Below are 21,225 nucleotides of genomic sequence, written 5' to 3' on the forward strand. Positions count from 1 at the left end.
CGATTTTAATAAACTTGAACAATTCATTTAATCCAGCGCAAACAGTCCCTACCTATACTCTAATTGGGTTGAAACCAACAGAAATACATATGAAACCCACAATAATCCACAGGGAGTGCGAAGAAAACATGAAATCATGGTTAAAGAAGCAACTGGCGTTTGGCCTTGTTCTGTCCTTGTTTGTTTTGATGCTTGCGGCTTGTGGAACCGGCGGCAGTAAAGCAGGAAGCTCCAACGCAAGCGGAAATGCTGCCGCCAATTCAGGTGCCAATGCAGGTGGCAATTCCGGCGCCGGAGCTCCGGCCGAGGAAATCTCATTGGCCGATCTGGAGAAGAAGGCGAAGGAGGAAGGCTCCGTAGTCAGCGTTGGCATGCCGGATTCGTGGGCGAACTGGAAAGATACGTGGGCGGACCTGCAAACCAAGTACGGACTGACGCATACGGACACGGATATGTCGAGCGCCGATGAAATCAACAAATTCGAGGCCGAGAAGGACAAGCCGACGGCGGATATCGGCGACGTGGGGATCGCCTTTGGGCCGGTAGCGGTGGATAAGGGGGTAACTCAACCCTACAAAACTTCGTATTGGGATGAGATTCCGGATTGGGCCAAGGATCAGGACGGGCACTGGGTCGTAGGTTATACGGGCTCGATCGCGTTCTTCACCAACACGGATCTGGTCAAGCAGGCGCCGCAAAGCTGGGAAGATCTAAAGAACGGCGACTATAAAATCATCGTTGGCGACGTCACGAAAGCAGCGCAAGCACAAATGGCCGTGTTGGCGGCCGCAATGGCTTACGGCGGCGATGAAACGAACATCGAGCCGGGGATCGCTTATTTTGAAGATCTGGCCAAAAAAGGACGCCTGTCCAATGCCGAAGCTTCGCTGGCCAACATCGAGAAGGGCGAAGTGCAAGTGACCCTGTTCTGGGACTTCAACGCGCTGAACTATAGAGATCAACTGGGCGGCGTGGATAAGTTCAACGTCACCATTCCCAAGGAAGGCAGCGTCGTCAGCGGCTATGCCACGATCATCAACAAATACGCTCCGCATCCGAACGCCGCCAAATTGGCCCGCGAGTATATTCTGAGCGATGCGGGTCAAATCAACCTGGCAAAAGGTTACGCCAGACCGATCCGCGAAAGCGTCCAGCTTCCTGAAGATGTGGCGGCCAAGCTGCTGCCTGCCGAAGCCTATGCCAACGTCAAGCCGGTTAGCGATTACAAGGCCTGGGAAGAAACAGCGAAGCAGCTTCCCCAACTGTGGCAAGAGCGCGTGCTTGTGCACATGAACTAGCAGCAGCACTCCTAGCTCGAAGAACGATTGAAGTCCTAGGTGGAGCGTCATCGTCCTGTACGAATGGCGCTCCTTATAGAATTTATAGGTTTTTGGGGTTATTTCCAATAGGGGAGGGAGAGGCGTGAAGCGTAAAAATCGCTGGTTTTTGCTCGGGCTGGTTCCTTTTGCCGTGATGATCGCCCTGTTCCAACTGGTCCCCATCCTGTCCATGCTGACGGGAAGCATTAGTCAAGGGGACGGCTCAGGTTTTACGTTCGATTATTATGCCAGAATTCTGCAAAGCGATTATTATCTCAAAGCCATCAAAAACAGTCTGCTGATTTCGGTGTTTTCCAGCGTGATCGGGGTTGCCGTGGGGCTCGTTTGCGCTTATTCCGTGACGCGCTTTGCGCCCAGGATGCGGGATCGCCTGATCATGTTGTCCAATATGACCTCGAATTTTGCCGGCGTTCCGCTGGCCTTCGCTTATATTATTCTGCTGGGCAGCAACGGGGTGTTTACTTTGCTGTTTAAGCAGTGGGGCTGGAATGTGTTCGACGGTTTCAATTTATACAGCTGGTCGGGGCTGGTGCTGGTTTATATTTATTTTCAGGTCCCCCTTGCTTTATTGCTGCTGTACCCTTCCTTTTACGGGATTCGCGAGCAGTGGAAGGAGGCGGCGGCGCTCCTCGGCGCCAGTACGTGGCAATTTTGGCGGACGATCGGCATCCCGGTGCTTATGCCGGCCGTATTCGGAACGTTGGGGATTTTGTTCGCCAACAGCATGGGGGCGTACGCGACGGCTTATGCCCTGGTCGGAAGCAATTTCAATTTGCTCGCCGTGCGGATCGGCAACCTGGTCTCGGGCGACGTGGTGAACGAACCGCAACTCGGGAACGCGCTCGCGGTGATTATGGCGTTATCGACCCTGCTGGCGGTCTTTTTAAATCATAAGATGACCCAGCGTTCGAATCGGTTTCAATCCGGCTTCGTTACGCCAAAAGCCCGCAGCCCGCGGAAATGGCCCAAGCTGAAATCCTCGGCCTTGAAGGAGGAATTGTGATGGAGGCACCAAGCAGAAAAGCCGGCTGGGGGCATCGTTCGCTCATGCTGTTGCTGATGGTCTACTTGCTCCTTCCTCTACTGGCCACGCTCATTTACGCATTTGCCAAGGAATGGCAGGCCACCATCCTGCCGGAGAGCTGGACACTGGAATGGTTCGGTGAGATGTTTCGGGATACGCGATTTCTGGATGCGCTGTGGAAATCTTTCTATTTATGCCTGATCAGCGTGGCGCTCAGCCTTGCGGTTATGCTGCCGGCCGTGTTTATCATTACGGTTTATTTGCCACGGCTGGAAAGCTTCATGAAAGGGATCGTCGTACTCCCTTATGCCGTGCCCGGGGTCGTCGCCGCCGTAGGACTGATTCGCGCCTATTCTTCCGGACCGCTTAACATTTCAGGCACCGCCTATATTTTGATCGGCGCGTATTTCATCGTTATTTTGCCGTATATGTATCAGGGCATCCGCAACAGCTTGTTGACCGTTTCGGCGGTGGAGCTGCTGAATGCCGCGGAGATGCTGGGCGCCAGCCGCAGCAAGGCCTTTGTTAGCGTGATTTTGCCGAATATCTGGCCTGGGGTCATGACTTCGACTTTATTATCCTTCTCCGTCCTGTTTGGCGAATTCGTCTTAACGAATATGCTGGTGGGGGGACATATTCAGACCATTCAGGTATATTTGGCCCGCAGGATGAATGAAAGCGGACATTTGGCCAGCGCGATTGCCATTTCCTACTTTCTGTTTATTCTGGCGCTGTCCATGGTCCTGATGAAGCTCGGCAAAAAAGTGAACAGGGGGATAGCGGAATGAAACCTTATTTAAAGCTGGCAGGAATCCGCAAGCAGTTTGGAGATACGACGGTGCTGAACCAGGTGAATTTGAATATCCGCGAAGGGGAGCTTGTCACCCTGCTGGGGCCCTCCGGCTGTGGAAAAAGCACGCTGCTGCGCTGCATCGCCGGGCTGACGGAACTAAATGACGGGCAGATTTGGCTGGACGATAAGGATATCGTCAACTTGCCCCCGCGCAGCCGGGAGATTGGCATGGTGTTTCAATCTTACGCCCTGTTTCCCAACATGACGGTTAGTGAAAATATCGGGTACGGGATGAAAATGCGCGGAGCCGCCAAGGAGGCCAGACGCCAAAGAGCCGAGGAATTGCTGGAGCTCATCGATATGGCGGACAAGCGGGATGCGTATCCCCAGCATCTGTCGGGAGGGCAGCAGCAGCGCGTGGCGCTCGCCCGTTCCCTGGCCGTACAGCCCAAGGTTCTGCTCTTGGATGAACCGCTCAGCGCGCTTGACGCGAAAATCCGCAAAAACCTGCGCACCGAAATTCGCGAGATCCAGAAAAGATTCAACATGACCACGATCTTTGTGACCCATGATCAGGAAGAGGCCTTAACCTTATCCGATCGGGTATGTTTGATGAATAAAGGAAGCATCGTGCAGCAGGGGACGCCGGAGGAACTGTATTCCACGCCAAAAACGGAGTTTGTTGCCCGGTTCATGGGCAGTTACAATGTGCTGTCCCGTGCCGAGGCACTGCGGCTGTTCGGGACCGTCGAGGGTGAGGCGGAGAGCTTCGCTATCCGCCCGGAATCGCTGGTCCTGGCAAGCAAGGATCGGGGGGACGGGGACGAACAAGCAGATACGGACAAACAGATCGTGGAGGGGACCGTTCATTCGGCGTCCATTTTGGGCAACGTGATCCGTTATACCATCGACGCCGCAGGGATCAGGCTGACGGTCGACGCGCTGAATGACGGCCGTTCCCCGCGGCTCGGCGACAATAGCCCGGTTAACCTGGCTTTGGATCGCTCGCAGCTGCTGCAGCTTGAGAAGGAAGGGGCTTAAGGATTTGTCGATTTCATCCGAGGAACGCAAACGCGTCATCGTGGAGCAATTAAAGCAAGAGGGTCAGGTGAAGGTGCCGGAATTATCGCAGCGGTTTACCGTTTCGGAGGAGACCGTTCGCCGTGATCTGATTTTATTGGAAAAAGAAGGTCTGGCGAAAAGAGTCTACGGCGGCGCGCTGCTCCCCAAACTGACGAGCTACGAGCCCCCTTATCTTCAGCGCCAGAAGGTGAAGGCGGAGGAAAAAGAACGGATCGGCCGCGCGGCCGCGGAAATGATCGAATCCGGCGACACAATCGCGATCGACATCGGCACGACGACGCTGGAGCTGGCCAAAGCCATCGCCGGACGGGAACGGCTGACGATTCTGACGAACTCGCTGGCTGTGGCCTATCATTTAATGGAATCGCTCACCAGCGGTCGGTTTTCCGGGAAAATTTTCGTCGTCGGCGGGGAACTGAATCCCGAGCAGCAGTCAATGTCGGGAACGATCGGCGAGAGCGTCATGTCGCAATTCCGGGTCGACAAAGCTTTTATCTCAATCGGGGGGATTTCCTTGGAACGGGGGATCAGCGATTACGATATCAACGAAACGGGGATGTCGCGGCGGATGATCGAGGCCGCTTACCGGACGATTGTGTTGGCTGATGAATCCAAGCTGGATAAGGAAGCTTTTGTGGAGATTGCCCCGCTCGGCAAGGTTCACGCGATCGTTAGCGACGCGGCTCTGCCGAAGGAATGGGTGCAGACGCTCCGGAATAAACATATCCAGTGGATCGAAGCAAAATGAAGGGGGAGAAACAGGATGACTGGCACAGAAGCTAAGCTTGTTGTCGTTGTTTTGGACGGATTAAGATATGATGCCGCCCGCAAGTATTTGGGTTACATAGAGCATTTGGTGGAGCAGGGGGAGGCCGCCTGTTATCAGGTTCAATCGCAGCTGCCCAGCCTGTCGCGTCCGCTCTATGAAGTGTTGCTGACCGGTACGCCGGCCGCGAAAAACGGCATCACGGCCAATCATATCGCCCGGCTAAGCTATGAACGTAGCGTGTTTCAGCTCGCGGTGGGGGCGGGCTTAAGGACGGCGGCGGCCGCGTATCATTGGGTTAGCGAATTGTATAACAGCGCTCCATTCAACCCCGTGACCGACCGCCATCAGCATGATGAGGGCAAGCCGATCCAGCACGGTATTTTTTATTACGAGGATCACTATCCGGACAGCCATCTGTTTAGCGATGCCGAGCATTTGCGTTTGGCGTATGATCCGCATTTTTTATATATCCACTCGATGAATATCGACGATATGGGCCACAAGCACGGCGGGGAAAGCAAGCAATATGAAGGTGCCGTACGCGTGGTTGACGGGATGCTGGCCACGTTGGTTCCGCTGTGGAGATCGCAGGGATATCAGGTCGTCGTCACGTCGGACCACGGGATGAATGCGATGGGGCAGCATGGGGGAACGGAGCCGGAGGAACGGAATGTTCCGCTTTATGTTTTTGGCGAGCTGCCGATCCCCGCTTCCATGCTTGATGACGCGCGGGGGTTGTCGCAGCTGCTGCTTGCCCCGTTAATGTGCCATTATTTGGGAATCAAGCCTTCCGAGGCCATGGTGAAATGGGATTAGACAAGGGAGGATAGGCGGATGAAGGTTGATTTGCATTTTCATTTGGAGGAAGGCCCGTATTCGTTACGCTGGTTATCGCGCACTTTGCAGGGGTTGTCTGCGACGGAACCGAAGCCGGATCGGGCGCTGGGGCATCATACGCTTCCGTTTGCGGAGGAAATGGCGCAGCTGCTGTCACGCAGAATGCGGCAGGGTTGCTATAGCGAGGAATGGCTGGACCGCTATTTAACGACAGGGCGCGAGCGAGGCATTCAAGAGTTTGGGGTCGTGGATCATTTATATCGTTTTCGGGAATGCCGGTCCTACTATGAAAAACACATGTTGCTGGACGACAGTCCCGTCGGTAAGCTGCAGCGCACGTGGCTTGATCAGGTTTGTGTCGCGTCGCTTGCGGACTTCGTGGACTTTGTCACGGAAGCGAAGAAAACAAGGCCGGAGCTGGCGCTTGGTATTGAGGCGGATTTTTTCCCCGGCTGCGAGGCGGAGCTTGGCGCGTTGCTGGCGCAGTACGAATGGGATTACGTCATCGGATCGGTGCATTTCCTGGATGGCTGGGGTTTTGACAATCCCGAGGCAAAAGCTGGATTTGACGGGAGAGATCCTGTACAAACTTATGCGGCCTATTATGAATTGTTGAGGCTAGCCTGTGAGTCGGGTTTATTCCATATTATCGCCCACCCGGACAACCTGAAGGTATTCGGCTTCCGTCCGGCCGATGAGACGGAGCTGCTTCCGTATTACCGGCAAATCGCCGGGACCATGGTGCAGAGCGGGGTCATTACCGAGATTAATACCGGTTTGGCCTACCGGTACCCGATTGCGGAGAGCTGTCCGAGCCCCTTATTTCTGTCCGTGTTGGCCGAATATCAGGTTCCGCTGACGTTATCCTCGGACGCCCACTTTCCGGACGATATTGGAACGTTACTGGATAGCGCTTTGGCCGATGCGATAGAGCTGGGTTATACGGAGCTGGCGGTATTCAGAAAAGGAGAGCGGCGAATGGTGCCGATTTTCGAGAAGGGCGTAAAGCAGAGTAATTAAGAGGAAGGCAAAATATCGTTTTAAACGGTTTTACGATGCCCGGGAGGCTTTTGGCCTTGCGGGCTTTTTTTGTTTGCCAAGCGTAAAATAAGCAAGTGTAACTGATTGGCTCAAGTAAACGTTTTTTTGCTAGTGGAACAATGTATTCCAAAAGAGAATTTTCGAAAGGCGGGATAGCGCATGGAGTTCCAAGGGAAGGAAGCCCGGGACGCCAGACTGGGTGAACCGGGGAATGCCGGCAGCTTTCTGCGTGGCTTATTTTACTTGATGTTTACGGTTTACACCGTGTTCTTGCTCAAAATCATATTGTTCAAAACCATCCCATTGTCGGCGATACTTCGGGGCAAGTTTATGCCATTAAGAAGCTTGAATGTGATTCCTTTCCGAACCATTATGGAATATTTCACGAATGAAGCCATTGAATTCGCCAGAGTGCTCGCGAATATCGGCGGGAACATCGCCATCTTTATTCCCCTGGGCATGTTCGCGGCTTTTATGGCGGAACGGAAGCCTTTGCGGCTTCAGGTCCTCTGGCTGCTGGCCATCTCTTTATCGTTGGAAGTCATTCAGTATGCCCTGGCCTTGGGCAGCAGCGATATCGATGATATTTTGCTAAATGTGACAGGAGGGGTCATCGGTATAAGCCTTGTTGCGCAGCTGCGTAAGCTAACGCGCTCCGGGAATGCGCTGCTTAGGGCTATGGTAGGCGCTTATTTGCTTATGGGGATTTGCGGATTCACGGCGGTCGCTTGGGTTGACCCGGGGTTATTGCCGTTTACCCATTCCAAGGTGGTGTTCATCGAGGAAAATGCGAAGATTCTGGCGGGATGGGATGAAGTGAAGACGGATCTGTCCGGGAAACTGGCGGCGATGGGGACGGACGGGATCACGGTAAGCCCGAACGCTAAGGTTACGCTCACGGCTGCGCCGGCGGAAGAGGAAAAGGAAGTGGAAGCGGGGGATGTCCATGTTCAAGTGGATGCCTCGACGAAAATCTTCATTAGACATATTCGCTCCGATGGAAATCAGGTCATTAACCGGTATGAAGAAGGGACTTGGCCGGAGTTGAAAGAGACTTTGGGGAAATCCGGAGATACCGATCCTACGATCAGAGTATGGCTTTCTGAAGAGAATGAGGCGCTGGCAAAGGGGCTGCTCATTAGTTTGGTAGAAGAGTAACAAGCTCAAGCGCCAATGACGCCAACAAACTGCATAAAAACGGGCTTCCCCACAAACACTGGGTAAAAACGGCGAGGAGCGTGCGTCATGCGGCAGGATTATGTTTTTACCGACTTGGAAGGCAAGGAACATCTTGTTGAGGAGATCCGTAAGCTGGAGGACAAGCTGGAGCAGTCTACGGGGGAAAAGGTGAACCTGATCGCCTATTCCCACAAGAATGCGAAGCCGGAGGGCTGAGCGGATTCCGTACATGTTCCTTTGAAAAAAATGCCGGCGTCACTGAACCAAGTGCAAAAGTGCAGTTGGAGTGGGGCCGAATTCGAGCAGTTAGAGCGATGAGATGCAAAAGTGCAGTTGAAAATGAGGATTGGAGGCGATTTTGAGCGAAATGGCGAAAACGGCCTGCCCTTTTGCATTTGAATCGCGAAAATGGCCCGGTTTCGGGGGGAATGAAATGCACTTTTGCATTTGACGGAATGGGCTATTTTCGGGACTTTGTAATTGTTCATAATTTTGCAAAATGTATATGTGATTTTAGGAAGCGGATGGATAGAATCAAAACAAAACTTCTGATATATTTATGGTACAAATTACCTACAGGAATGAGGTTTTGGTTCTTGAAAGATTTTTATAAGAAAGCATGGTTTTGGGTAATTGTCGCTTGTTTGGTGGTGGGATTTATCGGGAGATGGATTGGAGAGCTGGCTCCGGCAGTATTGATTTTTGTTATCACAATAATTATCATCGGCTTCAAGCAATCCAATAAAAAGAAGAAAGAAGCGGCCATGGGGATCATCGCCAGCTTCTCGGGAAGGCACATACGCGGTCTTCCTCTATCAAGCGGCCATTCCGTGCGGGCCAACTTGTTAACCGACGCCATTATATTTGTCGGCAAAGGTTTTACGGGCGAGATCAAAGCTGGGCAGATAAAGAACGTTGTTGCCATGTCATATAATGAGTACGTGCAGACCCAAAGGGGGATGGGGCATGCCAACGTTGCGATCCCTTCAAACACGGCCGGAACTTTCCTGGTCATTCATTATGTCAACAGCACAGGCTTTTTGGATTCGGTAGTGCTGAGGGGCAGTCCTACAGGCGCTGTAGGCTTCGCGCAGAGCGCCGGAAGAAGCTCAAGCTCCCATATCGTCAATCTTTAAACACAACAATATAACTGCTTAACGGCGAAAATCAGGACAAATCCCGTGAGGGAGGCGTCTTTTTTTGTTTTGGGCATTTTTTCCGGTTGACGACTTTGAAACCAATGACCCGCTTTTCATGTATTATAAGTACATATGGATCGAGCGAAGGAGGAGCAGGGCATGGGAATCTTGGCGAGGTTTCGGGATGTGATGCGGGCAAATATCGGCAGTTTGCTGGAACGGGCGGAGGACCCGGAGAAAACGATTGATGAATACATGCGCCAAATGAATCGCGATTTGGGACAGGTGAAGGCGGAGACGGCTTCGGTGCAGGCGGAAGAGAGCCGGGCGAAGCGGGCGCTTGACGAATGCGGCGCGGAGGTCCGGAAGCTGCAGCGGTATGCGGAGAAGGCCGCGGAGTCGGGCGACGAAGAGCGGGCGCTGGGGTTTCTGGAGCAAAAAGCGAAGCAGGCGGAGCGGCTCGGCGAATTGCAAGCCGCTTATGAGCAATCCGCCGCGAACGCCGCCCAAATGAAGCAGATGCAGGATAAGCTGGCCTCTGACCTAAGCGAGCTGGAAGCGCGGCGCGCCGCGCTAAAAGCCAAGCTCGCGGAAGCGGGGCGGCTGCAACAGACCCATGCGGGCGCGTCAGCCGGCGGGGTGGAGGCGGCGTTCCGCGCGGCGGAGGAGCAGGCCGACCGCGCCTTGAACGAAGCGCAGGCTCTCGCCGAGCTGCGGGCCGGCGCGCGGAAAGACGATCTGGATGAACTTATCGCGCAGTTGGAGAAAGGAAAAGACGACAATGCCGGTGATTGAATACAAATGTCCGAACTGCGGCAGCGGCATGACGTTTGACAGCGAGACGGGGATGCTGGCCTGTCCGAGCTGCGGCAGAAAAGACGATATCGAGCAAATTCCCGATCCGCTGAAGCAGCAGGTGTTCTCGGAAGATGAGGTTAGGGAGTACCACTGCGAAAGCTGCGGCGCCGTCATCGTCACCGAGCCGGAGACCAGCGCGACCACCTGCAGCTTTTGCGGCTCCGCCGTGGTGCTCAGCGACCGCCTGACGGGCAAACTGGCTCCGGCGCAGGTGATTCCTTTTACGATCAGCAAGGAAGAAGCGATGGCCGCTTTTAAGAAATGGTGCGGAAAAGGGCTGCTCACGCCGAGAGGCTTCATGACCGCGGACCGCATCCAAAGCATCACGGGGATCTACGTACCGTTTTGGTTATATGATCTGCACAACCGGGTCGAGGTTCACGGCCACGGGACGAAGGTGCGAAGCTACACGCGCGGCGATTATCAGTATACGGAAACGGACCATTTCGAGATTTACCGGAAAATCCGGCTCGATTATGTCCGGCTGCCGATCGACGCTTCGGTGAAAATGAACGATGAGCTGATGGATAAGCTGGAGCCTTTTCCTTACGAACAGCTCAAAGCGTTCAAGACGCCCTACCTGGCCGGATACATTGCCGAAAAATACAGCTACACCGATGCGGAACTCACCCCCCGGGCCAAAGAGAAAACGCGACCTTATATCGACTCTTATATATCTTCAACGGTTTCCGGGTATGCCACGGTAAGCTATACGGACAAACAAATCGATACGACCGTAAAACGGGCGGATTACGTGCTGCTGCCGGTATGGATGGTGTATTACGACTACAACCGCAAGCAGTACACCTTCGCCATGAACGGGCAGACGGGCAAGGTGGTCGGCAAGCCGCCGATCAGCAAAGCGAAGGTAGCGGCGTGGTTTGCCGGGATTTCCGGAATCTCCTTCCTGTCGTTGAAAATCGTGGCATGGCTGATGGGAGGCGGATTCCTATGAAAAAACGCTTTTGGTTCGTCACGCTCTGCCTGTTGGCGGCCTTCTGCCTCATAGTGCCTGTCCCGGCCATAAAGGCCGCAGCGGCAGCGGAGCCCAAAACTTTGATTTATGACGGCGCCCATCTGCTCGGCCAGGCCGACTACGATGAGCTGAACGCCATGGCCAATGAATACGGGGCCGAACGCGAGACCGATATTATGATCATCACGACCGATAATCCGGAAAATGAGGACGTCGTCAAAATAACCGAGGATTTTTACGATAAACAAGCTCCGGGTTACGATAAGCCTTTCGGCAATGCCGTCATCCTGACGGTGGATATGCGAAACCGCGACATTTATTTGGCCGGTTTCTATAAAGCCGAGGAATACCTTGATGATGCAAGGCTGGATAAGATCAGGGACAAAATCACGCCCGATTTGACGGAAGGCGATTACCGCCAGGCTTTCGAGAAATATATAAAAACGGCAAACCGGTACATGGGCTACGAGCCCGGCGTCAACCCGGACAATATTTTGTTCAGCCTCTGGTTCCAACTGGGCGCAGCTTTGGCGATCGGCGGCATAACCGTCGGCATCATGGCTTACCGCTCCGGCGGCCGGGTGACGGTCACCGGCAGAACCTATGAGGACGCCGGAACCTCAGGCGTTCTGCAGCGGCAGGACCGGTACATCCGCACGACGGTTACGAAACGGAAAATCCAGAAGAGCAGCAGTTCCGGCGGCGGAGGCGGACGGACCGGCGGCGGGCATTCGCACAGCGGCAGTCGGGGATCATTTTAAGGGAAGGGACGAGGGACAACGATGGGGTTCTTTAGAAATCAATTTGCGAACGTAGTGGAATGGGAAGAGTTCAGAGACGACATGATTTTTTGGAAGTGGAGCAACCGCGAGATCAAAAAAGGAAGCAAACTGATCATCCGCTCCGGCCAGGACGCCATTTTCATCAACAACGGGAAGATTGAGGGGATCTTTAAGGATGAAGGGGAATTTAATATCGAATCGGATATCGTTCCTTTTTTATCGACGTTAAAAGGGTTTAAGTTCGGCTTCAACAGCGGCATGCGGGTCGAGGTGCTTTTCGTCAATACGAAGGAATTCACCGTGAAATGGGGAACGCAAAATCCGGTGCTCATTCCGACGCCTCAGCTGCCGGGCGGCATGCCGATTCGCGCCAACGGCACGTTCAACTTTAAAGTGAACGATTACGTGACGCTGATCGACAAGATTGCCGGGATCAAGCCGAGCTATCTCGTGGAGGATGTGAAGCTGCGGATTACGTCGGTGCTGGACCAATTGCTGATGAAGTGGATCAGCCGGGAAGGCAAGGATATGTTTAATCTGCAGGCCAACGCCGCCGACATCGCCAGAGGCATCCGCGAGGACCTCGATATGCAGGTGATGGACGACGGGCTTACGATTACGGGTTTTCAAGTGATGAGCTTCAATTACCCGAAAGAAATCCAGGATATGATCACCAAAACAGCGTCGCATGAAATGATCGGGAATCTCTCCAAATACCAGCAGATCAGCCTGACGGACGGCATCGCTTCCGGCAAGGTGCAGGGCGGCGGGGCCGCTGCGGACATGGCGAGCATGATGATGGGGATGAACCTGGCGAATGAAATGCTGAAAAATATGAACCAAAAACAGAGTCAAAGTCAGAATCAGAATCAGAATCAAGCGGGGAATCCGAGTTCAAAGCCGGCAGCCGGGAATCATGGGGAATCCGCGGCGCCGTCTGCGGCCGGAAAGGGGCTTGAACCGGCAGCTCCCTCCGCCCAGTCTGCGCCGCCCGCCCCATCCGCGGCTCCATCTGCGCCGTCCGCGCCGCCCGTCCCGTCGACGTCGCCCGCCCCGTCCGCGCCGGAAGGCGGCAAACGCCCCAACTTCTGCCCGAATTGCGGCACGAAAAACGAGGGCGCGAACTTTTGTCCGAACTGCGGGCAGAAGCTTGCTTGATTTAGGGTTTGGCGCGCTGGGGACGGGCGTTGCTGCTATAACCTGCCTGCCTCCGCGCGTCAACGGCTTGGTGCCATGTGCGCCAGGCCTCTTTTTGTGGGTCGTTCGCCGGATAGCGGCAAAAAAGGCCGCTATCCTTGCCGCTTCAGGCAATCCGGCCGAAATAGAGACATTTTATGGCGTTATTGTCCCGTGAAGGCGGCAAAAAGTCCGGTTTCCCGGGCGATGCCGGGGAATAGGGACATCAATGTCCGCTATTTCTCGGGCAAAGGGCCGAAACGGCAAAATAGCGGCAAAAATTGCCGCTAAGGCCCTTTACCGCCAAGGTCCTTTCCGCTAAGGCCCTTTCCGCTAAGGTCGGACCCCTTTTTTACAATTCATCCGCCAACCCCAACAGAGCGATTCCGATCATCACGAGGACGATCACGCCGTACTGCAGCTTGCCGAGCCGCTCTTTGAGGAAGATCCGCGACAGAATCACGGAAAAAATGCTGTAAGAAGCGATCAGCGGCGCCGAGATGATGGCGTTGCCGGACATGGCGAACACGTAGAAGAACTGGCCGGTCGTTTCGAAGATGGCGGCATACCCTTTGACGCGCTCGCGGAAAAGGTTAAACCGCTGCTTTTTGACAAAAACAAGGTAAGCATAGGCGATCACGGCGCAAATAAAAAAGGTAAACTCATAGGCGAGCAGGGCGGCGTCTTCGCCGATCAGCTTGAGCTCGTCCAGATAAATCCCGTCGGCAAAGGTGCCGAGACCGTCGAGGATACAGTAAAGAATCGGGAACGTAATCGCCATCACGCCGATTTGGTATTTGACATCGACCTTCGCGAAGCTGGCCTGGAGGGCTTGGCGTTCCGCCCTTTTTTCCAACACGGCCAGGCCGACCACGCCGCAGGTAATGATCGCTACGCCCATCACTTCAAAGATGCCGAGGTCATGGGGAAAAAACAGGTACAGCAAAATGGCCGTGACCGCGCCGGAAGAATTCTGCACCGGCGAGGAAATCGACAGCTCAATGTATCTGAGGCCAAAATAGCCGATCGCCATCGACAGGATATACAGCGCGGACACCGGCAAATACCGGATCATGTCGGCAGGATCGAAGCGCAGCCCTTTGATCAGCAGGTAAGCTGTGCCGTGAATTCCCATTACCAGGCCAACCATGATGACGATTTTAATATGGCTAAACCGGTCATGGCTGTCGCTGCCTTTTTTATAGAACAGATCCGCGCAGCCCCAAGCGAACGCAGTGAGTAAAGCAAACATAAACCACATGCTGAAAATCTCCTTTCATTTAGCCTTATGATTATAAAGGCTCCGTTACCGGATATGTCAAGGACAAAGCTAACTACGGTCTCAGCGGCTGCTAACGGAAGTTGTCCCGGTTGAACCCGGCGGAAGACTTGAATGATTGATTTTTAATCATATATTTGTTTATTTATTGTAAATTTTGCCGATTTATTGATAAATTTTTGGTTATGCGTTATATTTTTTGAGAGATGACTTATTAAGGAACGGAGTAGAATCGGATGAGGGAGAGACGTTTGCAGGAACTGGAGGAGTATATTCATGCTCTGGGAACGACATCGCTGGATGAATTGTGCGAACATTTCAATGTGTCGAAGAATACGATCCGCCGGGACATTCAGGTTTTGCTGGAGAAGGGGACCATCCAAAAAGTATACGGAGGCGTAACTTCGCTGTCCCAGGAACTGATCCCTTTTGAAAGCAGAGATATTACCAATCAAGCGGTGAAACGGGCCATCGCGAAGAGGGCGGCGCAATTCGTGGAAGGCAATGAGCTGATTTTCATCGATTCCGGAACCACGACCCGGAGTATCGTCGAATATTTGCCGCGTACGGGCAAACTGACGATCATGACCACCAGCCTGGATGTCATTAACGCCGCTTCCCACTTGGAGAATGTATCCCTGCTCGTTCTGGGGAATATCTATAAGCGGGATACGAAGTCTTTTGTCGGCAGCGATGAACTGTTCCTGCTGGACAAATACAATATCAACAAGGCGTTTATGGCCGCGACCGGGGTTTCCGTTGCCAGCGGCTTGACAAACTCCGACGTGATGGAATACGAGATCAAGAAGCGGGTGGCCGAGAAGGCGAAGCAGGTTTACCTGCTGGCCGACGCTTCCAAATTCGGCCGTTCCACGCTGCTGACCTATTCGCCGCTGGACAAGCTGGACGCGATCATCACCTCGCAAGGGATTCCGGAGGAATACGAAAAGTACTGCGCCGACAAAGGCATTTCCGTCTATTTTGCGGAGGAAACGTAAAGAAAGCTAAGTAGAAGCCCCCCCAACACGCCGTTGAGGGGGCTTGTTCATAATAAGAACTGCAATCCGAGGGAACCTGGTGGTTTTATGCCAACTGTATGAATCTTTACAGAGCCCGGCCCGTAGTAACGGTTATAGTGGATATTAATCCGTTGCTGAACAATCATCTGAAGGAGGGCTATGCGATGAGAGGAAAAATCATAAGCATCAGCGGGCTCGACGGGGCCGGAAAGAGCACGCAGCTTACGCTCTTGCAGGAAAAGCTGGAACGGAACGGGATGAAATGCGCCAGTCTGCAGTTTGAAGCGGAGGATTATGGAGAACGGGCCCGGCAAAAAGTAGAAGAACTCAAGCCGTTCGACGCGGTTTTTACCAGACTGTGCATCGATTGGAGCAACCGCTTTCCGTTAATGCATGATTTTGTATATACGGAAACGCTGCAAAATGCCGGAAACGCCCTGGCCGTCACGTCCGTGTTTGCCGGCGGGTGCCTGCAGGTCTACCACGAATGTCTGAAGCCGCTGATAGAGGCAGGCGTTCATTTGGTCGTGGACAGATACTGGTACGACGATATCGTGTACAGAAGTTTCTGGGTCGATGAGGCTGTCGTTCGTATGCTGTACCGCTCGATTCCTGCGCCGGACCTGGCTGTTTTTTTAAATACGCCCCCGGATGTGAGTTATGAAAGAAACCGGCAGCGCATCGACGGACGGAGCCCCTTGATGGGAAATCTGCAAAATGTCCGCGCCGTTGCGGAAAAGTTCCAGGAGCTGGCCCAAAAGGAAAACATGCGTGTGGTCGACGGGGCGCTGGAGCTTGAGGAGAAGCACGCGCTTATCTACCGTGATGTCGCCTCTCTACTGCAAATAGAACCTGTCACTTAAAAATATATTTCGCCGGGGCTTTATGATAAAGTAGGGGTAATAGAATTGTTCCGATATGAAAGCGCTGTCTAAACCGAAAAAAGGAGAGTGTTGGATGAGAGGATATAACTTATGGAGACCGGTCTTTTTGATTCTGATCGCGCTGCTGACGAACAGCCTTGTGACCAACCTTTGCATGTTGCTGGGAATGACCAAGGATTGGGCGAGCAACCTCGGCTTCATCGCCATGATGATTGCGGCCATCATTACATTTACGCGGTTTACGAAAAATCGGCGGAAGTAATCCGGAAAAGGTAGGCGCGAGACCGGGAAAAATCTTGGCTCGCGCTTAAGTTTTTTACGAAGACAACTCTCCCGGAATATCCTCATCCTTCGCCGGATCGAGATCGAGGGCGCCGTATCTCTCCAGCGCCTTAGAGGAGGCCTCTAGCATTCTGCGCTTTAAATAGCCGCCTTCGATGACCCGGACGCGCTTCCCGAGGAAGCGGATTTTGGAGAGCAGGTATTCGGCTTCATCGCCCAAAAAGCATACCCGGATGCGGTACGTGCCGCGGTTTTCGTCATAGTCGACGGTCTTCTCGAAACACGAGAAGGCGTAGAGGATGCGGGACAACTCCATATGATACTCCCGGCCGACTTCGATCAACGCCACCGTCCTCCGCGCCTCCAGCGTCCGCTTGATTCCGGCGTGCGCCCGTTCCAAAGCGGAAGGCGCGGCCGGTTCGGCCGCGACGGCGATGATGTTGGCCAGCCGGGTGCTCATCAGCGCATGATGCCGCAGATTGTACCAGAGCAAATACCATTCCCGCTTGACCATGGAATACTCCAATTTGTAAGGCACGCCGGAATGGTCTTCGTGAATGCGTCCTCCTTTTACCCTATAAGTGATGCGAATTCCGCTTCCGTCCGCGATACAGCGGCGTAAAGGGCGCAGCAGCGGGTGATATACCTGCTTCTCCACGCTTTTGGCCTTTTCGGTTAGGTGGCCGGAGGTGTCCATAGCCGGGTCTTTTTCCAGGAGCGAAAGCAATTTGTCCCGGGTTTCCGTCGTAAAAGCTTCGGCCGCCGCGGGATGTTCCAGCATCTTTTTCAGCCAGGCCCGCTCGTGTGCGGTGATCATAAACGTGCCGGCATCGTCCAGCCGGGAGATGATCTGATAGTTGAAAATTTTCTCAAACGGATTCATAGTACGCCCGGATCTCCTTCCATTCGGCAATCATTTCCCGGCGCAAATAACGCGGCTCCAGCACTTCGCAGCTCGAACCGAAGCTCCGCAGCCAAGGTTTGATTTCGGTCGTTCCGTTCACCGTGATTTCGTAAATGAAGGCTTCCTCGTCTTCGGACACGATCCGCCCCCACTGCCCCTGCAGCAGCACGCGTTCTTTGACAAAATTCGGTTCGGACGGCCCCGGGTTAAAAAACCTTGCCCGCACAGTCACCGGCGCGCCCGTATCGATCAGCCAGCTGTATTTCATTTTCTCCTCCAGCTCGGCTGTCTTCTCTTCGAATAAAGCCTCGGGCACCGCGTCCGCTTCCTCAATTTGCGTCATGCCCTCCATGCGGTATTTGCGGATGCCTTCCCTGCCGTTCCCCAGCAGGTACCAGCGCCCGTACTGATGGTCGTAAACGACCTTTAAAGGCAGCGTTTGCTCGGCCTTGCCCGCTGTTTCCCGCTCGAACAAGGGATTTGTATTTTGCGAGGCGTAGCTCTTGTCGGCTTTGGGCGAAAAGTACAGAAACCGCACCTTCCGGCGGTGCCGGATGGCCTCCAGCAGCGTGAACAAATGCGCTTCGTCCAGAATCCGCGAATAATAGTGGTATTTGTATAAAAAAGGCTCGATCGCTTGCGGCTCGGCCTGCCCCCGCAGCAAGTGCTTCTTCAGTCCGTCCCGGAGCAGGTAGCCTTGGACGGAGGGAACCTGCGTGCTGGCCATCACGTCGACAAAATCGTACAGATCGTACAGCTCCTCCTCCGACAGTTCCTGCACCAGGTCGTTGTCCATCCGGTACCGGTAGGGGCGGGAGGCGGATTCCTTCTTGATGACGCCGACCTCCTCCAAATATTTCAGGTCTGACCGGATCGTTTTCTCATCGGGGAGCGGAACGTTCGCAGGCAGGCTGCCGCAGCAAATGTCCATCAGCTCCATCGCCGTCAGCGCCTGCTCGTTCAGCGCGGCAAGAAGCAGCGAAATCCTTTGCGATTCGGACTCCTTCAGCGACTTGGCGCGGAACAGGAAAAGCAGCATCGGATCAGTTGATTCATAGTAATTGAAGCGAATCGCCTCGGCGAGCTCCTTCCCCTGCTCCTCCGGCAAATGCTGATGCATGGTGCTGACGATCTCCTTCAGCCGGCGGATCGTCTTGTCGAACGTATGCACGGAGATGCCGAGACGCTTCGCAAACTGCTGCCTGCTGTAAGCTCCGCTGGTCAGCACAAGCATGCGCAGAAACTGGATTTCCTTATCAAAGCTTTCCTTGGCCATAGCTGTTCCATCCACCCGTTTCCCAAAAGATGCTGTTTCCTAATTGTAGCAGGGGATGGGAAAGGGGGAAAGGAGCTGATCGGCGGGATAAGGCAGGGGGCGGCCTTTTCCAGCGGAGCCGCTGGCGAAATATCTGTAGTAGTGTTGCTGGCTGACCCCGCTTAATAAACTCCCTCATGTCCCCGACTTATGCCCCATTTCATGATCCCATCTCACTCCCCCCTCTCATACTCCCCTCTCATGCCCCATCTAACGCTCCCCTCAAAATAGCGGCATTTTATGGTCTTATTTTCCCGAGTTAAACCTGTACGTGGTCATTAGCGACATTTTTTGTACTTACTTTCCAATGAACGTTATGAAAAGCACCATTTCCCCTACGGTTCGAGAAAATAGCGACATAAATTACCTCTATTTCACTCAAAAGGGGTGATACCGCCCCAATAGCGACATTTTTTTCCCTTATCTACGGTACCGACGGCATCGTCGTTGACATCCATTGGGCAATTTTTTCTTTGTCGTAATACTTTCGCCATGTTCGCGGGCCGTAAAATGAGCGAAGATAGGTACACAAGGTCATCGCCGCAAGGCGAAGGCCGGTAGGTTAAAGATCGCCGAGGCGCCTGGACGGGATACTTCGCCTGTTAAGCGACTGGTCGTTGGTTCGAATCCAACTTCCGCCGGTTGGCGGAATAGCTCAGGGGTAGAGCAGTTTATGTGCCTGTCCGCCTTATTCCTCGAGCGAGCTTTAACCAAACGGGCAAAAACAAACGCGAGGCGCCAGAAAGGGTTACTTCGACTAGTTTAGGGAATTAGTATCCGATTGTGCCAAGCGGCACAAGGCAACCTTTTCGAAAAGCAGTTTCCCTTGCGTGCATTTTGCCAAAACCGCATAACGCCGGTGAGGCGCCGGAATGGGTTACTTCGCCTCCAAAGCGACCATTGGAAAACTCGGGCATTACGGCAGGTTCGACTCCTGCACCGACCTATTCCACCAATTCTTCACCGGTGTTATCCATTTTGATTTGCCGTTTTCCTATGAAAACGGGCAGGAGGTTTTAACCATGAGTTTCGCGCAAAAATTGTTTGGTTCCATGAGACCGACGACACGCAACAAAGACCATTACCCGGCTTATACGCGGTCTGCCGAAGAGCAATACCTGCAGATCCTGCTGACCAATACAATGAGCAACACGTTTTATGCCGATCAAAACGAACTGCTAAGCGATGCGGAGCAACTGCATCACGAGATGGCGGCGGCTAACCCGACCTTTATGGCAAAAGCGATCGTGTATGCGCGCACCGGGGGTTTGATGCGATTGCAGCCGTTGTTTGGCCTGGCCGTGTTGTCCGCCTACCGCCCGGACCTGTTCGCGGGGATATTCCTTCAGGTGGTGCGCATCCCATCCGACCTGTCCGACTTCTTGACAATCCTGAAGGGACAGGGCCGGGGCGAAGGCGGCCGCGCCGTCAAGCGCCAGGTGAACCGCTTCCTCGCCGGGGTGAGCGAATATTGGGCGCTGAAGTACAACGGCCGGGGCCGGGGCTACAGCCTGGGCGACGTGATCGCCACCGCCCATCCGAAGCCGGCGGACCTGAAGCAGCAGGCGTTGTTTCGTTACCTGCGCGGGCTGGAGGCCAACCTTGGCCTGCTGCCGCAGGTGGAGGCGCTGGAGCGTTTGAAGCAGGCCGCAGGCGAAAGCGAGCAGATCGCCTGGATCGAACGCGGCAAACTGCCGTACGAAACGGTGACCGGCGCGATCAAGCCGTCGAAGGCTGTCTGGGAGGCGCTGCTGTACCAGATGCCGACCTTTGCGCTGCTCCGCCATTTGAATACGCTAGACCGGGCGGGCGTGCTGGATGAGCAGCGGCACCTAGATTACGTGATCGCGCGGCTGACCAACGAGGAGGCGCTGCACAAAGCGCGCATCCTGCCGTTTCGCTTCGCTACGGCGTTCCGCCAAATCGAGCATCCCGAGCTGCGCGAGGCGTTGCGGGACGCGGCCGATCTGACCTTCGGCAACCTGCCGGAGCTGGGCGACAACACCGCGATCTTTTTAGATATCTCCGGCTCGATGCAAGGACAGTATCTGGAGATTGGCGCGGTTTTTGCCTTGGCGCTGTATAAGAAGACGCGGGGTAACTCGCTGTTCTGGCTGTTCAACCACGAGGTCCACGACGCGAAACCTTCGAAGCGCGACAGCATCCTCGGGCAAGCGGAGCACATCCGCGCGAGCGGCGGGACGGATACCGGTGCGCCGGTCCGCAAGCTGCTGCAGGAGCGCAAGCGCGTGGAGCAGATCATCATCATCACGGACGAACAGCAGAACAGCGGCAGTCCGTTTTATCTGGAACTGGCTCAGTACCGGGCGAAGGTGAACCCGGAAGTGAAGGCGTTTATCGTCGACATCGCCCCGTACCGCCATGCCCTGGTCCCGCAGACGGACCGCAATACGTTCTACATTTACGGCTGGAGCGACACGGTGTTGTCCTATATCGCCCAATCCGTGCAAGGATATGCCTCGATGACTGAGCAGGTCGCTGCGCTGGATTTGGACGCTTTGAACAAACATAATAAATAAGTAAC

At 54.2% G+C, this 21,225-nt stretch carries 21 protein-coding genes and 1 tRNA gene; 19 read left to right on the forward strand and 3 right to left on the reverse strand.

What is annotated here, in order from left to right; genetic code table 11:
• Window positions 1-128: 128 nt before the first annotated feature.
• The 14 genes from NYE69_RS05015 (at window position 129) to NYE69_RS05080 (ending at window position 12,979) form a co-directional block, all read left to right on the forward strand.
• On the forward strand, window positions 129-1,298 hold the full coding sequence (locus NYE69_RS05015; protein ID WP_340924660.1) for an ABC transporter substrate-binding protein: 1,170 nt from the start codon (window positions 129-131) through the stop codon (window positions 1,296-1,298).
• Window positions 1,299-1,422: 124 nt separating this feature from the next.
• On the forward strand, window positions 1,423-2,343 hold the full coding sequence (locus NYE69_RS05020; protein WP_340924664.1) for an ABC transporter permease: 921 nt from the start codon (window positions 1,423-1,425) through the stop codon (window positions 2,341-2,343).
• A complete protein-coding gene (locus NYE69_RS05025) occupies window positions 2,343-3,152 on the forward strand; it encodes an ABC transporter permease (protein ID WP_340924667.1) in 810 nt (269 codons plus the stop codon). The genes NYE69_RS05020 and NYE69_RS05025 overlap by 1 nt, the downstream gene beginning before the upstream one ends.
• Complete coding sequence (locus tag NYE69_RS05030; RefSeq protein WP_340924670.1) at window positions 3,149-4,198, forward strand: ABC transporter ATP-binding protein; 1,050 nt, start codon at window positions 3,149-3,151, stop codon at window positions 4,196-4,198. The genes NYE69_RS05025 and NYE69_RS05030 overlap by 4 nt, the downstream gene beginning before the upstream one ends.
• Before the next feature lie 4 nt (window positions 4,199-4,202).
• A complete protein-coding gene (locus tag NYE69_RS05035; protein WP_340924673.1) occupies window positions 4,203-4,988 on the forward strand; it encodes a DeoR/GlpR family DNA-binding transcription regulator in 786 nt (261 codons plus the stop codon).
• A gap of 15 nt (window positions 4,989-5,003) precedes the next feature.
• Entirely contained in the window at window positions 5,004-5,825 is an 822-nt protein-coding gene (locus tag NYE69_RS05040; protein WP_340924678.1) for an alkaline phosphatase family protein, read from the forward strand.
• Between the two features lie 18 nt (window positions 5,826-5,843).
• Window positions 5,844-6,866 carry a PHP domain-containing protein gene (locus NYE69_RS05045; protein ID WP_340924681.1) on the forward strand — a complete coding sequence of 341 codons (1,023 nt, stop codon included), beginning with the start codon at window positions 5,844-5,846 and terminating at the stop codon, window positions 6,864-6,866.
• Between the two features lie 180 nt (window positions 6,867-7,046).
• The gene (locus NYE69_RS05050) at window positions 7,047-8,045 is read left to right on the forward strand and encodes a VanZ family protein (protein ID WP_155619752.1); all 999 of its coding nucleotides are present in this window, start codon (window positions 7,047-7,049) and stop codon (window positions 8,043-8,045) included.
• 87 nt (window positions 8,046-8,132) lie between these two features.
• On the forward strand, window positions 8,133-8,282 hold the full coding sequence (locus tag NYE69_RS05055; RefSeq protein ID WP_196427487.1) for a hypothetical protein: 150 nt from the start codon (window positions 8,133-8,135) through the stop codon (window positions 8,280-8,282).
• Between the two features lie 380 nt (window positions 8,283-8,662).
• Window positions 8,663-9,202: a hypothetical protein gene (locus NYE69_RS05060; protein ID WP_340924695.1), complete on the forward strand. Its 540-nt coding sequence runs from the start codon at window positions 8,663-8,665 to the stop codon at window positions 9,200-9,202.
• A gap of 162 nt (window positions 9,203-9,364) precedes the next feature.
• Window positions 9,365-10,000, forward strand: a complete 636-nt coding sequence (locus NYE69_RS05065; protein ID WP_155619753.1) for a PspA/IM30 family protein — start codon at window positions 9,365-9,367, stop codon at window positions 9,998-10,000.
• Window positions 9,987-11,018: a TFIIB-type zinc ribbon-containing protein gene (locus NYE69_RS05070; protein WP_155619754.1), complete on the forward strand. Its 1,032-nt coding sequence runs from the start codon at window positions 9,987-9,989 to the stop codon at window positions 11,016-11,018. The genes NYE69_RS05065 and NYE69_RS05070 overlap by 14 nt, the downstream gene beginning before the upstream one ends.
• Entirely contained in the window at window positions 11,015-11,800 is a 786-nt protein-coding gene (locus NYE69_RS05075) for a TPM domain-containing protein (RefSeq protein WP_155619755.1), read from the forward strand. The genes NYE69_RS05070 and NYE69_RS05075 overlap by 4 nt, the downstream gene beginning before the upstream one ends.
• Window positions 11,801-11,821: 21 nt before the next feature.
• Window positions 11,822-12,979 (forward strand): SPFH domain-containing protein, encoded by a 1,158-nt coding sequence (locus tag NYE69_RS05080; protein ID WP_340924702.1) that lies wholly within the window; start codon window positions 11,822-11,824, stop codon window positions 12,977-12,979.
• 370 nt (window positions 12,980-13,349) lie between these two features.
• Here NYE69_RS05080 and NYE69_RS05085 read toward each other — a convergent pair whose 3' ends face one another.
• On the reverse strand, window positions 13,350-14,258 hold the full coding sequence (locus NYE69_RS05085) for an EamA family transporter (protein WP_155619757.1): 909 nt from the start codon (window positions 14,256-14,258) through the stop codon (window positions 13,350-13,352).
• 254 nt (window positions 14,259-14,512) lie between these two features.
• On the opposite strand from NYE69_RS05085, the gene NYE69_RS05090 reads away from it, so the two are divergent.
• The 3 genes from NYE69_RS05090 to NYE69_RS05100 all read left to right on the forward strand — a co-directional run bounded on the left by NYE69_RS05090 (window position 14,513) and on the right by NYE69_RS05100 (window position 16,441).
• Window positions 14,513-15,274: a DeoR/GlpR family DNA-binding transcription regulator gene (locus NYE69_RS05090; protein WP_340924706.1), complete on the forward strand. Its 762-nt coding sequence runs from the start codon at window positions 14,513-14,515 to the stop codon at window positions 15,272-15,274.
• A 185-nt stretch (window positions 15,275-15,459) separates the two neighbouring features.
• Window positions 15,460-16,158: a dTMP kinase gene (locus NYE69_RS05095; RefSeq protein WP_340924709.1), complete on the forward strand. Its 699-nt coding sequence runs from the start codon at window positions 15,460-15,462 to the stop codon at window positions 16,156-16,158.
• Between the two features lie 94 nt (window positions 16,159-16,252).
• The gene (locus NYE69_RS05100) at window positions 16,253-16,441 is read left to right on the forward strand and encodes a hypothetical protein (protein WP_328270152.1); all 189 of its coding nucleotides are present in this window, start codon (window positions 16,253-16,255) and stop codon (window positions 16,439-16,441) included.
• 54 nt (window positions 16,442-16,495) lie between these two features.
• On the opposite strand, the gene NYE69_RS05105 is transcribed toward NYE69_RS05100, so the two are convergent.
• Window positions 16,496-17,344, reverse strand: coding sequence for a WYL domain-containing protein (locus tag NYE69_RS05105; protein WP_340924714.1), 849 nt, complete (start codon window positions 17,342-17,344; stop codon window positions 16,496-16,498).
• A complete protein-coding gene (locus NYE69_RS05110; RefSeq protein ID WP_340924717.1) occupies window positions 17,331-18,641 on the reverse strand; it encodes a helix-turn-helix transcriptional regulator in 1,311 nt (436 codons plus the stop codon). The genes NYE69_RS05105 and NYE69_RS05110 overlap by 14 nt, the downstream gene beginning before the upstream one ends.
• A 585-nt stretch (window positions 18,642-19,226) precedes the next feature.
• On the opposite strand from NYE69_RS05110, the gene NYE69_RS05115 reads away from it, so the two are divergent.
• Together NYE69_RS05115 and NYE69_RS05120 are read left to right on the forward strand one after the other, a co-directional pair.
• A tRNA-Ser gene (locus NYE69_RS05115) sits at window positions 19,227-19,321 on the forward strand.
• Window positions 19,322-19,702: 381 nt separating this feature from the next.
• Window positions 19,703-21,220, forward strand: a complete 1,518-nt coding sequence (locus tag NYE69_RS05120; RefSeq protein WP_155619758.1) for a TROVE domain-containing protein — start codon at window positions 19,703-19,705, stop codon at window positions 21,218-21,220.
• Window positions 21,221-21,225 lie beyond the last annotated feature (5 nt).

The organism is Paenibacillus sp. FSL R5-0527 (assembly GCF_038008055.1).
Classification (GTDB): domain Bacteria; phylum Bacillota; class Bacilli; order Paenibacillales; family Paenibacillaceae; genus Fontibacillus; species Fontibacillus macerans.